We start from the raw sequence: 14462 nt of genomic DNA on the forward strand, positions 1-14462 counted from the left end.
TATGTTTTTATAATGATATGCCCCGATGTTATTTTTCTATGGGCCGCGCCGTTATGCTGCGGCCCGCTTGTTCAAGCGTAGCGCGGGCTTCAAGGCCTCGGCAGGCTGTAACTCCTTGGCGGTGGCCGGCCTGCCGAGGAAATAGCCTTGCAGCAACGTGCTGCCCGACTCTATGGCGATTTCCAGTCCTGCCTGCGATTCTATGCCAGTAATCACCGGTTGCGCGCCGATGTCGTGCACCAGCTGGATTAAGCGGGGCAGGATCTTGCGTACGCGCGGGTTGCGCTCGGCTTCCTTGATCAGGCTGGTATCCAGCTTCACGAACTCGGGCGAGAGCTTCCACAGCCGCTCCAGGTGGGAGTGCTTGTTGCCGAAGTTGCCGATGGCGATGCGGTATCCGCGTTCCGTGTAATTCTCGATGGCGTCCGCCAGTTGGTTCTCATGCTCGACGACGCTTTCCTGTATCTCGATGACCACGCGGTTGGTCGGTACGGAGTTCGAGTGCAGGATGCGCTCGAACACCTTGCCGTGCGCATTGACGCTGATCAGCAGGTTGGGGTGCACGTTGAGGAACAGCAGGCCGTTTTCCGCATAGATCTGGCGGAAGTTGAGCACGTGCAGCGTGCGCACCACGCGGTCGAACTTCACCAGTTTGCCTACCTGCCCGGCAAAGCTGAAGGCGAATTCGGGGCTGATGCCCTGCTGGCCGCCGAGCGATGGGCGGATGAAGGCTTCGTGGCCGAACAAGTCCCCGGCCTCGCTATCGTAGATAGGCTGGAAGGCGCTGTTGAGCTGCAAGCCCAGGAAGGTGCTGTTGAACTCTCCCGAGGATTGCTCTTCCAGCCCGTACTCGTCGAGATCCAGGTAGAGGGATTCCCGCAACTGGGACTTGAGCTGCTCGATGGCAGCGGAGGTGGAGACTGTGTTCTTTGTCGTCATGGCTGGCTACTTATTTGTTCACGTAAATCTGGTCGAATATTCCGCCGTCGGCAAAATGCGTTTTCTGGGCTTTCTGCCATCCGCCGAAGGTGTCATCCACGGTAAACAATTGCAACGGCTTGAAGTCGGCCTTGTGGGCCGCCAGGACTTCGGCCGAGCGCGGGCGCAGGTAATGGCGGGCGGCGATTTCCTGGCCTTCCGGCGAATAATGGAATTCCAGATAGGCTTGTGCCACTTGGCGCGTCTTGCGCTTGTCCACCACCTTGTCGACCAGGGAAACCGGGTTTTCCGCCAAAATGCTGGAGGACGGGTAGACCACGTCGAAGTTGTTGTTCCCCAGCTCCTTGTTGATGAGGAAGACTTCGTTTTCGAATGTCAGCAATACGTCGCCAATGCCGCGCTGCACGAAAGTCGTGGTTGCGCCGCGGCCGCCCGCGTCCAGCACCGGCACGTTCTTGAACAGCTTGGTGACGAAATCGCGCGCCTTGGCTTCGTCGCCGCCTTTCTTGATGACGGCACCCCAGGCGGCAAGATAGCTATAGCGACCGTTGCCGGAGGTCTTGGGGTTGGGGATGACCACCCCGATCCCGGGCTTGACCAGGTCGTCCCAGTCCTTGATGTTCTTGGGGTTGCCTTTGCGGACGAGGAAGACGGTGGTCGACGTGGTGGGCGAGCTGGCATTGGGCAGGCGCTTCTGCCAATCAGCAGGGATCAGCTTGCCGCGCTCGAAGAGGATGTCGATATCGTTGCTCTGGTTCATGGAGATGACGTCCGCCTGCAAGCCGTCCGCAACGGACCTGGCCTGCTTGCTCGAACCGCCATGGGATTGGTTGATGGTGACGGATTCCCCGGTTTTCTGCTTCCAGTACTTGCTGAAGGCAGGATTGAAGTCTTTATAGAACTCGCGTGTCACGTCGTAGGAAACGTTCAGCAAGGTAGTGTCTGCATGAGCCAGGCCCGCCGCGGCCAATAGGCTGATAGCCAATATTTTTTGTAGCATTGAGACCTCTAGAGGGATTGAGAGATGATGGAGTGCACTATAGGAGGCTTTGGAAATAATGTAAAAGAATATAGTGGAATATAATTAAATTGATTCGTTATTTTGTACTCAAACTTTCACATATATTTTTTACTTATATGTATAGAATTAATTCGAATATGTGGTAATCTTCCATTATTGCAGTGTTTGTTGCAACATGACCAATGGACAGCGACCATTTATGATGAGGATGTACTTTGGATGCATCGTCACAATATATCGTTAGCGTGAGCTGACCGGACAACCGGAAGCCAGCACTTCTTCTTGAGAGGTGCTGGCTTTTTTGTTTTTACAAGGTCAATTTTGGGCGGCAATTGATGAGTCAACATGAAAAAAATGCTGAGTTCGGGGATGAACTGGGGATCAGCCAGATCGTCACCCAACTGCGCGAAGTCAGGCTGACTGCGCTGGAGCACCGCAACCGGCTGAACCGTCCTCCCAAGCTCCCTGCGCGCAAGGTGCTTGCCGAGGTGGTGGAAGGGCTGGGCGCCGCCCTGTTTCCCAACCGTCTCGGTTTGCCGGACCTGCGGGAAGAGGGCATCGACTATTTCGTGGGCCATACGCTGGATGTGGCATTGCGGGAACTTGTCGCCCAGGTGAGGCTTGAACTGAGCTTCGTTGCAGAGGCCGGACAGGCCGAGGATGTGAAAGCGCGCGCGACCGCCTTGGTGCGTGAATTCGCTGCCCAGTTGCCAGCCGTCCGGCATTTGCTCGACAGCGACATCCGCGCAGCTTATGAGGGCGACCCGGCGGCGCGCAGCGTGGACGAAGTGCTGGTGTGCTACCCGGGAATCAACGCCATCATCCATTACCGTATTGCCCATGTGCTGCACCAGCTGGGCGTGCCGTTGATTGCCCGCATGATCACTGAAATTGCCCATTCCGCCACGGGCATCGATATTCATCCCGGCGCCCAGATCAGCGAGGGCTTCTTCATTGACCACGGCACAGGGGTCGTCATCGGGGAGACCAGCATCATTGGCCGCCATGTGCGGCTCTACCAGGCAGTCACGCTGGGCGCCAAGCGCTTCCCTGTGGATGCCGATGGCAGCCTGGTGAAGGGGAATGCGCGTCACCCGATTGTCGAGGACGATGTCGTGATCTACGCCGGGGCCACGATCCTGGGCCGCATTACCATCGGTCGCGGCTCGGTGATCGGGGGCAATGTCTGGCTCACGTACAGCGTCCCACCGAATAGCAATATCACCCAGGCGCAGATGAGGGAAGGCGCGCCTGCAGGCCAGCGCAACGGCACTGTGACTCATCAGTAAAGCAATAGGGCGGCATCTGGTCCGCCGCATCGATCGGTAATTTTAAAGGAGAGATTTTCATGTCAGACATTCATCAAGCGCATACCGCCCTGGGAGACGTCGCTGCCCGTACGCTGGCGAATGCCACCAAGACCGTGCCCATGCTGGGCGCCATCACGCCGCGCTGGCTGGTGCACCTGTTGCAATGGGTGCCGGTGGAGGCGGGCATCTACCGCGTCAACAAGGTCAAGGACAACCACCATGTCGAGGTGGATTGCTCCAACAAGGACGAGCGCGAACTGCCCGCCACTTTCGTGGATTACGAAGAATGGGGCCGCGAGTATGTGCTGAATGCCGTGAATACCGTGGTGGACGTGCATACCCGCATTTCCGATCTCTACAGCAGCCCGCACAACCAGATCCGCGAGCAGTTGCGCCTGACCATCGAGACGGTCAAGGAGCGTCAGGAAAGCGAGCTGATCAATAACAAGGAATACGGCTTGCTGCACAACATCGCAGCCGGTCAGAAGGTCAAGTCCCGCAGCGGCTCCCCTACGCCGGACGATTTCGACGAGCTGATTTCCCGCGTGTGGAAGGAGCCTGCGTTCTTCCTCGCGCATCCGCAGGCGATTGCAGCCTTCGGCCGCGAGTGCACGCGCCGCGGCGTGCCGCCGCCGACTGTCAGCCTGTTCGGCTCCCAGTTCATCACCTGGCGCGGCATTCCCATCATCCCGTGCGACAAGCTGCGCGTGACCAAGGGCAAGACCAACATCCTGCTGCTGCGTACCGGTGAAAGCCGCCAAGGCGTAGTGGGCCTGTACCAGCCCAACCTGCCAGGCCAGCAAAGCATGGGGCTGTCCGTCCGCTTCATGGGCATCAATCACAAGGCGATTGCTTCCTACCTGGTTTCCCTTTATTGCTCGCTGGCGGTACTGACCGAAGATGCGATTGCCGTGCTCGAGAATGTCGACGTAGGCAACTACTATGACTACAAGTAACATTAACGACCTGTCATCGTTTGAACCCGAAGCTATCCTGGCAGCATTGCCGGGCGAGCATCCGCGCATGGCCGCGGCCATTGCGGTGGGGCGGGAGGCGCAGGCAAGCGGGCACCTGGATATTGACGAGCTGACCCGCATTGCCAATGAAATCTATGCGGAGGGTTTTCCGCATGGTGCGCCAGAGCTTCCTTCCACGGCATCGCTCACGGATTCCGCTGCGCCGTATGCCGCCGGAAGCCCGGGAATAGGGGCGCCAGTGCCGCCGGCACCTTCCGCGGTGTCTGCATTGCCGACGGGCGCGCCCGCTGCGGCCAATGTCGTCCCCGGCATCGAGCTTGCGCAGATCGCGACCCCCAGCCTCGGCGTATCGCCGTCCCAGCTGCCGCCGGAATTCAGCCAGGAGCGGGTTGAGGCCGTCGGGCCTGCGCCTGTCTTCCCGGGCTTGGATATCAGCAGCCTGCTTGGCGGCGTGGATATTCCGTACCCAGTGGACCTGCAAGGACTGCTGGCTTCGCCCGCCAATAGCCCGCACGGTTCGGGAAAGTCGGCCGCCAGCAAGGCGTCGCCTTACTATTTTGTCGCGGAGCGCCCCGGCATACCGGAGGTGGCAGCTTCGGCCCACCCGCCGTTCGACGTCAACCTGGTGCGCAAGGATTTCCCTATCCTGCGCGAGCTGGTGAACGGCAGGCCGTTGATCTGGCTGGATAATGCTGCGACGACACAGAAGCCGCAAGCGGTGATCGACCGCCTGTCCTATTTCTACCAGCACGAGAATTCCAACATCCATCGCGCAGCCCATGAACTGGCGGCCCGCGCGACGGATGCCTATGAAGGCGCGCGTGAAACGGTACGTCGTTTCATCAATGCGCCTGCGGTGGAAAATATCGTGTTTGTGCGCGGCACGACCGAGGCGATCAACCTGGTGGCCAAGACCTGGGGCAGGAAGTACTTGGGCGAGGGCGACGAAGTGGTGGTCACCAACCTGGAGCACCACGCCAATATCGTGCCCTGGCAGCAATTGTGCCAGGAAACCGGGGCCAAGCTCAAAGTGGTGCCGGTGGACGATAGCGGACAGGTGCTGCTCGATGAATATCAGAAATTGCTGACCTCGCGCACCAAGCTGGTTTCCTTCACCCAGGTTTCCAATGCCCTCGGCACCGTGACGCCGGCAAGGGAGATGATCGCCATGGCGCATGCGGTTGGCGCCAAGGTGCTGTTGGACGGCGCGCAATCGGTCTCGCACATGCGCACGGACGTGCAATCCCTGGATTGCGATTTCCTGGTGTTCTCCGGCCACAAGATCTTTGGTCCGACGGGCATCGGCGCGTTGTACGGCAAGGCTGAAGTGCTGGACGAGATGCCCGCCTGGCAAGGCGGCGGCAACATGATCCAGGACGTCACCTTCGAGAAGACGGTATATCACGGCGCTCCCGCCAAGTTCGAGGCCGGTACCGGCAATATCGCCGATGCGGTAGGCATGGGGGCTGCGCTCGAGTACGTGGAGCGACTGGGCATAGAGAACATTGCGCGTTACGAGCATGAGCTGCTGGTCTATGCGACCGCCGCGCTGGAGAAGGTGCCGGGTTTGCGCTTGATCGGCACCGCCCAGAACAAGGCCAGCGTGCTGTCGTTCAACCTACACGGCTACAAGAGCGAAGAAGTGGGAGCCGCGTTGAACCAGGAAGGGATTGCGGTGCGCTCTGGCCACCATTGCGCGCAACCGATACTGCGGCGCTTCGGCGTGGAAACCACGGTCAGGCCGTCGCTGGCTTTCTACAATACCTATGCCGAAGTGGATGTCCTGCAGGGCGTGCTGCTCAAGTTGGCCTCCGCAAAACGCTAAACGTATCTGCTAGCCAGCTTGCGGCAAGTAAAAAGGCCAGGAATATTCCTGGCCTTTTTGTTGATTGACAATGTTGTGGCAGCTTATACCTTGGCGAGGGAAACCTCGGTTGCCTTGATCAGCGCCAGCACTTCCGTGCCGACCTGCAGGTTCAGCTCGTTGACCGAACGTGTGGTGATGACGGAGGTGACGATACCCACTGGGGTTTCCACATCGACCTCGGATACCACTGGGCCCAGCACGATTTCCTTGATCCGGCCACGGAACTGGTTGCGGACGTTAATTGCATGAATTGCCATGATAAAACTCCTTTTGCTACATCAACTGCTTGAGTACAGGTTAATTCAGTGAGAGACGGCTTGCCATTGAGCACTGGCTTGCGTGTCTTCGCTACACTCTCCCTCCGCGACGTAGTCGGGGTTCAGTTGCTTCAAGCGGGTGCGCAATGCTGTTGGACCATTCGGCGTGTAAACAATTCGCACGCCGCGCTTGGCCGCGCTTTGCTTGATCTTATGGGTGAATGTATGGCTGATCCAGTCGGTGACCAACACGATCAAGTCGGTATCGTGCGGAATGACTTTCTTGCCGTCGCCGACCTTGCGGCCCGACCAGTGGTTGATATGTGTGACACCGAAGTTGGACAGCTCTTGCTTGATGCCTTCAATCTGGTCGCCGCCTACAATTAACGCAGTACTCATGATGAGAGTCTCCTTTAGCTGCTGGCAGCGCCAAATTGTGCTCGGCGCTGCCTGTTAATCAATGAATCGTCAATTTATTGCTGGTAGATCTGGTCGAAGGTGCCGCCGTCGGCAAAGTGCGTTTTCTGCGCCTTTTGCCAGCCGCCGAATGCCGAGTCGATGGTGACCAGGCTCAGCTTGGGGAAGAACTTTTCATACTTCTTGGCGACGCTCTCGAGGCGGGGCCGGTAGTAGTTCTTCGCCGCAATTTCCTGGCCTTCCTCGCTGTACAGATGCTCAAGATAGGCTTCTGCTACCTTGCGGGTGCCGCGCTTATCGACAACCTTGTCCACTACCGAGACGGACGGCTCGGCCAGGATCGAGAGGGATGGGGCGACGATTTCGAACTTATCTGGACCCAATTCCTTTTGCGCCAGGAAGGCTTCGTTTTCCCATGCCAGCAGGACATCGCCGATCCCGCGTTCCACGAAGGTCGTTGTCGAGCCGCGGGCGCCTGAATCGAGCACCGGGACGTTCTTGAGAATCTTGCCGATGAATTCGCGGGTCTTGGATTCATCGTTATTGAATTTCTTCTGGCCGTAAGCCCAGGCTGCCAGGTAATTCCAGCGTGCGCCGCCGGAAGTCTTGGGGTTGGGGGTAATCACCTTGACGCCGGGCTTGGCGAGGTCGTCCCAATCCTTGATGTTCTTGGGGTTGCCCTTGCGCACCAGGAACACGATGGTGGAAGTGTAAGGGGAGCTGTTGTCCGGCAGACGCTTGATCCAGTCCTTGGGGATCAGCTTGGCCTTTTCCTGCAACGCATCGACATCGTAGGCAAGCGCTAGCGTCACCACGTCGGCCTGCAGGCCGTCGATGACGGCGCGGGCCTGCTTGCCGGAGCCGCCATGGGAAGTCTTGATGGTGACCTTGTCGCCTGTCTTGGCTTGCCAGTATTTTGCAAAGACATTGTTGTACTCTTGGTAGAGCTCGCGCGTCGGGTCATAGGAGACGTTCAGCAGTGTGACATCGGCCGCCAATGCAGAGAGCGAGCTGCCCAATGCCGCGATGGCGATCAAGCCGGAAAGACGGGGAATAAAACGGTTCATGCAAAATCCTTTTTTATAATTACTTAGTGGTTAACAGCGCTTTGCAAGGCTGGCTTGTTTTTTGGCGTGTCGTTGTTGAAGCGTACTTTTTCCCGGCGCTCGATCTGGGTGACGCGGCCATCGTGGACGGTGATCTCGATGGAGCCAAAACGCAGCAAATCGATGGAACGCAGGATTTCCTGAATCACCTCGTTGCTGGTTTTCAATTTTGGTTCTTGTGACATACGTTTGCCCTTGGCAGTGTTCAATGAATGGGTGAACTGTAGCAAGGTTATTAAATAGTTAAAAATAATTTGTTTTTATAATTTTATCGTTTTTTTGAATATTGATAGGCGTAAAAAAACCGGGACAGCCCATGGCGATCCCGGTTGAAAATGGAGGTATACAGGAAAAGGCGAACTAGAAAGCGCTGACCGTCAACTCGACATAGAAGAAGTTGGAGGTGTCCTTGCGGTCTCCCGTATTGTTCTTCACGAAGTCGCCGCCCTTGAAGTAGGCATAACCCACATTGCCCGTGACCTGCTTCACAATCGGGAATCTGACGCGAATATCCCATTCCTCGCCAAGATCCCTGTCTTGGTTGGTGCCGGTGTTGACCAGGTTGTTGCCCGCACCCCAGCGGTCGGTTGCGCTATCCAGCTTGTACCAGCTGTAGCCGGTGTCGATATTGACGCCGGTATATGGGGTGAACTCGGCGCGGATCTTGGTGGCATTGATGTTTTCCATCTGGATGTAATCATTGCTCGACCATGGGCGCGCAAAGCCGAACAGGCGGTCGAAGCGTTCCTGGGTGCCGGTGGTGGAGGCCTTGTTGCCGCTCGCTACGCCATAATTGGCGCTGAAGCGCGGCTTCCAGGCATGGTCTGCGGTGTAGCCGACTTCAGCGATGTAGGAGTAGGCGCGGTGGTCGCGCTTGGTGGTCGGCGTCACGTCTTCCTCGCCCCACTGGCGGTAGTAGCTGACGTCGTAGTCAAAGCCGGTCTTGCCGACTACGCCATAACCGCGCAGCCCGGCAGTGTGGATTTCGCGGTCCTTGAAGTCGTTGATATTAGTGACCCTGGCGCCGGAGGCATTGTATTTGACTTCATCGCCATCCTGCTTAAGGTAAAAGTAGGATGGGGACAGCGTCACGATATCGGACCATTTGCGCCAGTCGAAAACGGCGCCATAGAACCATTGCGCCTTGTCGCGCTGGTTGAGCTGCTCGGTGAAGCGCACGATAGGCTGCAACGCAAACAGGTCCAGCTCCCAGTCGTTCTTGTGCTGGCCGAAAGTGGCACGCACGCCCTGGAATGTATTGGTCGTGTTGCGCCATTCGTTACGGGCGATCAGGCGGCGGTCAAGCTGCTCGAACGCCATGCGGCCGGCCTTGATGCTGATGGGGCGGTCGTTCCCGAGGTCATCCTTGCCCAGTCCGTCCTTGAAGAACAGCTCGCCATATAGCTGGATCGGCTCGGCCAGGTCGACATCCCGGTTGTCGCGGGCGAATTGACTATGGTTGCGGCGATCGTCTTCCAGTTCGAGCGTGAATCTCAAAGGATCAAATTTGTTGCGCACTGCAAGGTAGATGCGAGAGCGAAGCAGGAATGGCTCATCAGTGACATTCCTGTTACGTCGGAAATCATTTTCCCGGTTTTCATAACGGAACCGGTAGTCGGCACCGACGTCCAGCCAGTCGATGTCGGTATATTCCTTGAGCCAGGTCTGGTTGATCGGCTTGGTGAATCTAGGGGGCTCGCTTTCGCGCTGGGTGCCATAGGCGCGCGGAGCAACCCAGTAGCCTTTTTCCGCTTTTTTCGCGAGTGCCGCCTCGGCTGCAATTTCCGCTTTGCGCGCCTTGATGCGTTCTTGTTGGTCTAGCTCCTCTGCTGACAGAGGCGCGTTCGCAGCTTCTTCGGCTGCATAAGTGAGTCCGGCCGTGAGTGCAATGCCGCTGGCAATCAATAGCTGGATAAGCCCAGTTTTCTTGATCAAGATAAATCTCCCTGATGTTTGTTGCTTCCAGTTGACTGGCAAGCGAACCTTGTTTGTTAACAAGTGTTGATATTCAACCGCTGGTGATACAGTAGGTGTTAGGGGTGTTTAAACAGGACAACGAGACGCTGGGATATGACTACGTTGTGCCGCCTGGTGAACCAGGCAAGCGGTCCCCTGCTCACGGATAAGACCTAATGTAAATTCCACGGCTAATATCGACATGATGTAGGGGTTCTTTAAAAACTCAATGAATTGATAGCCCGCACTTTAGCAATAGTTATTAATAGTTAAAAATACTTTTTTAATCTATTTTTATATGAATCATTAATATGCATGCTATGTGCGCCGGTGCTGCCACAATACATCCGCTTCGCCCGCCGCATGGTTAAGGTAGCGCGCCATGACGAACAATAGGTCCGACAGGCGGTTCAGGTAGGGCAAGGCGGCATCGCTGGTGGCTTGCTGGCGGTGCAGGGAAAGCAGTACCCGTTCCGCACGGCGACATATGGTGCGGGCGAGGTGGCATAACGCTGCAGCACGCGTGCCACCGGGGAGGATAAACTCCTTGAGCGGGGCAAGTTGAACGTTGAGCGAGTCCAAGGTGTGTTCCAGCGCCTCCACGCGGCTCGCTTGCAAAAGCCGGTAGCCGGGAATGGAAATCTCGCCTCCCAGGTCGAACAGGTCATGCTGAATCTGCGTCAGGGCTTGGCTTACTTGGAGTGGCAGCGGTTCGGCCAGCAATACCCCCAGCGCCGCATTGAGCTCATCCACGCAGCCCATGGCCTCTACACGCAAGCTGTCCTTCTCTATCCGGCTGCCGTCGCCGAGGCCGGTGGTGCCATCGTCACCAGTACGTGTATATATCTTGCTCAGGCGGTTGCCCATGGTTGCTTATCCTTGTCGCGTGCATAAGGCGCATTGTAAAGCAATGCGCATGCTGGCTCGCAAGCCAGCGCTTGGGTAAACTGCCTAGGTTCTTATTTCTTCTGTCTATCGTGGCCTATTCATCAATTTATCCGCCTGAAAGCCCTTGTGTCGTTCCGGCCATTGGCGTATTCGATTCCGGCGTGGGCGGGCTGTCCGTGCTGCGGCATATCCGTGAGCAGCTTCCTGGCGAGCGCCTGCTGTATTTCGCGGACTCCCTGAACGCGCCATATGGTCCCAAGTCGCAGGCTTTCATCATTGAACGATCCAGGGAGATTTCCCGGTTTTTGATTGGACATGGAGCCAAGGCGATCGTCGTCGCGTGCAATACGGCCACAGCGGCTGCGATCCAGACTCTCAGGAGTGAGCTCGATATCCCCATCATCGGGATGGAGCCGGCAGTCAAGCCTGCCGCGGCTGCAACGCGTAGTGGGGTTGTGGGGGTGCTGGCTACTACCGGAACATTGAAGAGCGCGCAATTTGCCGCCTTGCTTGCGCATTACGGGAAGAATATCAAGGTGGTGACACAGGCGTGCTTGGGCCTGGTCGAATGCATAGAGCGGGGAGACTTGGATGGTAAAGCCACCCGTGCGCTGGTGGCGGAGTATGTCGCCCCATTAATAGATGTGGGAGCCGACACGATTGTATTGGGATGCACGCATTATCCTTTTGTTAAACCCCTCATCGCCGAAATTGCCGGGCCAGGTGTCGTGCTCATCGATACGGGGGAGGCGGTGGCGAGACAAGTGCGTCATCGACTGGAGGAGGCAGGGTTGCTGGCCGTCTCAGGGACGCCAGGTATTGTCAGGGCGTGGACTAACAGTCCTGCAGGTAATGCAAAACAGCTGATCCGTTTATTGCATGGCGGCGATATTGAAGTAGAGGCGATAGGCGGGCAATCACTCAGCTCAGTGTGAGCACCGCTGTATCAATTTAAGGCATTAAACAATAAAGCCGGACAAGTCCGGCTTTATTGTTTAATGGTGTGCGACGGTTTCGCCGGCTTTCAATCTGTACTTGGTTCCGCAGTAAGGGCAGGCGACATGGCCCGTGGCAGCGATATCAAGAAAAACGCGAGGATGCGAGCACCACAGCGCTACCTCGTCGGTGGGGCAATGCAGGGGAAGGTCTTTCGCAGTGACTTCGATTTCCTTGCTGTCGGTTGCCATGTCGTGTCCTCTTGCGCTGTGTTATACCAGTGTCAGCCAGCCGATATGCTCAGGGGAACGGCCGTGCACCACGTCGAAATACTTGGATTGCAGCTTCTCGGTGATCGGGCCGCGTGTACCGGCGCCGATGGCGCGATTGTCCAGTTCGCGGATCGGGGTGACTTCGGCTGCGGTGCCGGTGAAGAAGGCCTCGTCTGCCGAATAGACTTCATCACGGGTGATGCGCTTTTCGATGATCTGGTAACCGAATTCCGTGGCAAGCTGGACTACGGTGTCGCGAGTAATGCCTTCCAGTGCGCTGGTGAGGTCGGGCGTGTAGATCTTGTTGTTGCGGATGATGAAGATGTTCTCGCCCGAGCCTTCGGCGACGAAACCGTCGACATCCAGCAATAAGGCTTCGTCATAGCCGTCCTGGGCGGCTTCCTGGTGGGCCAGGATCGAGTTCATGTAGTTGCCGTTGGCTTTTGCCTTGCACATGTGGATATTGACGTGATGGCGAGCAAACGAGGAAGTCTTGACGCGGATGCCGTGCTTGATCGCCTCGTCGCCCATGTAGGCGCCCCATTTCCATGCCGCCACGATCACGTGGGTGGAAAGCGTCTTGGCGGAGATGCCCATGGCCTCGGCGCCATAGAACGCCATCGGGCGCATGTAGCCCGACTCGAGGTTGTTTTCGCGGATGGCGGCTTTTTGCGCTTCCAGCAGGGTCGCCTTGTCAAATGGCATTTTCATGCCCAGGATATGGGCGGAGCGGAACAGGCGGTCAGTGTGCTCCTGCAAGCGGAAAATCGCAGTGCCCTTGTCCGTCTTGTAGGCGCGCACGCCTTCAAATACGCCCATGCCGTAATGCAATGTATGGGTCAGTACATGCGTAGTGGCATCACGCCAAGGTACCATTTTTCCGTCATACCAAATCAGACCATCGCGGTCGGCCATCGACATCTTTGCTTCTCCGTTACCAAGTGCTGTCAAAACTTCCATTGTACGCGCAAGGCCTTGTATTTGAATAGCTGGTTTTCTCAAAATTGTTGGCGAGAAGGCGGTACCTGGCGACGGCTATGCGCGAGATGAAGTAAATAATTTGGAGCCTAAATAAGTTGAGTAATTTGATCGGATATTAACCACTTTTAAATTATGGTTAATAGGGGTAGAATGGGTTTCATGGTGTCCTGTTTTGTAGTCAATAATAAGGTGAGAGATATGATGAAACTGAAGCAAAGTGTGTTGCTGGCTTGTGCGTTGATGGTTCCTGCCGCTGCGATGGCCGAAGCGGGCGATTGGGTGATCCGCGCGCGCGCGGTGAATGTGAGCCCGAATGAAAGTAGCGATTTGGGGAAATATTTGAATGGGATCACTGGCGGTGCCGCTGGCGCTGGTTCCAAGCTGGAGGTCAACGATCAGGTGATTCCCGAGTTGGATATTTCCTACTATGTGACCAAGAACATTGCGTTGGAGCTGATCCTTGCCTTGGGCACCCGCCATGATGTCAGCATCAAAGGCGCTAGCGGTGTGGCGAATGAAAACCTGGGTTCGGTGAATTTGTTGCCGCCAACATTGACAGCGCAATGGCACTTCCGCCCCGACCAGACATTCGACCCTTATGTAGGTGCCGGTATCAACTATACGCGCTTCATGGATAATGGATTGCATACCAGTCAGCTGGGTGGTCAGGATATTCGCGTCGAGCGCAACAGCTGGGGCCCTGCGCTGCAAGCCGGCTTCGATATCAATCTCAAGGATGGCTGGTTGCTCAACGCTGACGTCAAATACCTGTGGATCGATACCGACGTCAAGCTCAAGAACGGCCCCAAGATCGATAGCCTGGACATCAATCCATGGGTCATCGGTTTTGGTTTCGGCAAGCGCTTCTAATTGCCTGGCAGCCACGGGCTGCGGTTTGGCATAAACCGCCTAGTGGCCGATAATCCTAGTTTGGATTGTCGGCCACGGGTGGATGTATGTTGAGATGGTTGTGGATTTTCCTAGTTTTCTCCTTGGTTGCATGCGGGCCGGGGAAGCAGGAGCTGGAACTATACGGCGTTGATATCAGCGACAGGGAGTTGGACGGTGCTTTTACCCTGACTGACCATCAAGGCCAGGTGCGGCGCCTGGAAGACTTCAAGGGCAAGGTCGTAGTGTTGTTTTTCGGCTATACGCATTGCCCGGATGTGTGCCCGACCACCATGCTGTCCCTGGCGAACGCCATGAAGCTCATGGGCGACAAGGCGCAGGACGTGCAAGTATTGTTTGTCAGCGTAGACCCGGAGCGGGATACGCGGGAAGTGCTGGCGCAATATGTTCCATTCTTCGATGCGCGTTTTATCGGTTTGAACGGAACGCCGGAGCAGTTGAAGCGGGTCGCGAAAAATTACAAGGTGGTATACGCCAAGCGACCGGCGGAAGACGGGGATGCTTATACCGTCGACCACAGTACCGGCGTGTATGTGGTTGACCGGGAAGGAAAAGTGCGTGCCTATTTGCGGCATGACGAGACGCCGGAACAACTGGCGCATGATATTACCCAATTTTTTTAGGGT

At 56.7% G+C, this 14462-nt stretch carries 16 protein-coding genes; 6 read left to right on the forward strand and 10 right to left on the reverse strand.

The window, feature by feature from the left end:
- Window positions 1-51 precede the first annotated feature (51 nt).
- Together ACJSDX_RS13430 and ACJSDX_RS13435 are read right to left on the reverse strand one after the other, a co-directional pair.
- Entirely contained in the window at window positions 52-939 is an 888-nt protein-coding gene (locus ACJSDX_RS13430) for an EAL domain-containing protein (protein ID WP_407995127.1), read from the reverse strand.
- Between the two features lie 10 nt (window positions 940-949).
- Window positions 950-1939 (reverse strand): sulfate ABC transporter substrate-binding protein, encoded by a 990-nt coding sequence (locus ACJSDX_RS13435; RefSeq protein ID WP_407995128.1) that lies wholly within the window; start codon window positions 1937-1939, stop codon window positions 950-952.
- Between the two features lie 356 nt (window positions 1940-2295).
- Between ACJSDX_RS13435 and epsC the strand changes: the two genes are divergently transcribed.
- Genes epsC through ACJSDX_RS13450 form a run of 3 tightly spaced genes read left to right on the forward strand, consistent with a single transcriptional unit; the run spans window position 2296 to window position 6072 of the window.
- Entirely contained in the window at window positions 2296-3249 is a 954-nt protein-coding gene (gene epsC, locus ACJSDX_RS13440) for a serine O-acetyltransferase EpsC (RefSeq protein ID WP_407995129.1), read from the forward strand.
- A gap of 59 nt (window positions 3250-3308) precedes the next feature.
- Window positions 3309-4226: a family 2A encapsulin nanocompartment shell protein gene (locus ACJSDX_RS13445; protein WP_407995130.1), complete on the forward strand. Its 918-nt coding sequence runs from the start codon at window positions 3309-3311 to the stop codon at window positions 4224-4226.
- Complete coding sequence (locus ACJSDX_RS13450; RefSeq protein WP_407995131.1) at window positions 4213-6072, forward strand: family 2A encapsulin nanocompartment cargo protein cysteine desulfurase; 1860 nt, start codon at window positions 4213-4215, stop codon at window positions 6070-6072. The genes ACJSDX_RS13445 and ACJSDX_RS13450 overlap by 14 nt, the downstream gene beginning before the upstream one ends.
- Window positions 6073-6155: 83 nt before the next feature.
- Here the strand turns inward: ACJSDX_RS13450 and ACJSDX_RS13455 are convergent, their stop codons facing one another.
- From ACJSDX_RS13455 to ACJSDX_RS13480, 6 genes are all read right to left on the reverse strand, one after another.
- Complete coding sequence (locus tag ACJSDX_RS13455; RefSeq protein WP_309564507.1) at window positions 6156-6371, reverse strand: TOBE domain-containing protein; 216 nt, start codon at window positions 6369-6371, stop codon at window positions 6156-6158.
- A 45-nt stretch (window positions 6372-6416) separates the two neighbouring features.
- A complete protein-coding gene (locus ACJSDX_RS13460) occupies window positions 6417-6770 on the reverse strand; it encodes a DUF2325 domain-containing protein (RefSeq protein WP_407995132.1) in 354 nt (117 codons plus the stop codon).
- A 74-nt stretch (window positions 6771-6844) separates the two neighbouring features.
- Window positions 6845-7855 (reverse strand): sulfate ABC transporter substrate-binding protein, encoded by a 1011-nt coding sequence (locus ACJSDX_RS13465; protein ID WP_407995133.1) that lies wholly within the window; start codon window positions 7853-7855, stop codon window positions 6845-6847.
- 23 nt (window positions 7856-7878) lie between these two features.
- Window positions 7879-8079, reverse strand: coding sequence for a YezD family protein (locus ACJSDX_RS13470; protein WP_309564510.1), 201 nt, complete (start codon window positions 8077-8079; stop codon window positions 7879-7881).
- Window positions 8080-8254: 175 nt separating this feature from the next.
- Window positions 8255-9829: an alginate export family protein gene (locus ACJSDX_RS13475; protein WP_407995134.1), complete on the reverse strand. Its 1575-nt coding sequence runs from the start codon at window positions 9827-9829 to the stop codon at window positions 8255-8257.
- A gap of 339 nt (window positions 9830-10168) precedes the next feature.
- Window positions 10169-10717, reverse strand: coding sequence for a cob(I)yrinic acid a,c-diamide adenosyltransferase (locus tag ACJSDX_RS13480; RefSeq protein ID WP_407995135.1), 549 nt, complete (start codon window positions 10715-10717; stop codon window positions 10169-10171).
- Window positions 10718-10824: 107 nt separating this feature from the next.
- On the opposite strand from ACJSDX_RS13480, the gene murI reads away from it, so the two are divergent.
- Window positions 10825-11673 carry a glutamate racemase gene (gene murI / locus ACJSDX_RS13485; protein ID WP_407995179.1) on the forward strand — a complete coding sequence of 283 codons (849 nt, stop codon included), beginning with the start codon at window positions 10825-10827 and terminating at the stop codon, window positions 11671-11673.
- 60 nt (window positions 11674-11733) lie between these two features.
- Here murI and ACJSDX_RS13490 read toward each other — a convergent pair whose 3' ends face one another.
- Window positions 11734-11925: a zinc-finger domain-containing protein gene (locus ACJSDX_RS13490; RefSeq protein WP_407995136.1), complete on the reverse strand. Its 192-nt coding sequence runs from the start codon at window positions 11923-11925 to the stop codon at window positions 11734-11736.
- Between the two features lie 21 nt (window positions 11926-11946).
- Window positions 11947-12867: a branched-chain amino acid transaminase gene (locus tag ACJSDX_RS13495; protein WP_309564515.1), complete on the reverse strand. Its 921-nt coding sequence runs from the start codon at window positions 12865-12867 to the stop codon at window positions 11947-11949.
- A gap of 261 nt (window positions 12868-13128) precedes the next feature.
- Between ACJSDX_RS13495 and ACJSDX_RS13500 the strand changes: the two genes are divergently transcribed.
- Window positions 13129-13797 carry an OmpW/AlkL family protein gene (locus ACJSDX_RS13500; RefSeq protein ID WP_407995180.1) on the forward strand — a complete coding sequence of 223 codons (669 nt, stop codon included), beginning with the start codon at window positions 13129-13131 and terminating at the stop codon, window positions 13795-13797.
- A gap of 86 nt (window positions 13798-13883) precedes the next feature.
- Entirely contained in the window at window positions 13884-14459 is a 576-nt protein-coding gene (locus ACJSDX_RS13505) for an SCO family protein (protein ID WP_407995137.1), read from the forward strand.
- The last annotated feature ends 3 nt before the right edge of the window (window positions 14460-14462 follow it).

The sequence above is a fragment of the Methylobacillus draconifructus genome, from assembly GCF_045984355.1.
Classification (GTDB): Bacteria; Pseudomonadota; Gammaproteobacteria; order Burkholderiales; family Methylophilaceae; genus Methylobacillus; species Methylobacillus flagellatus_A.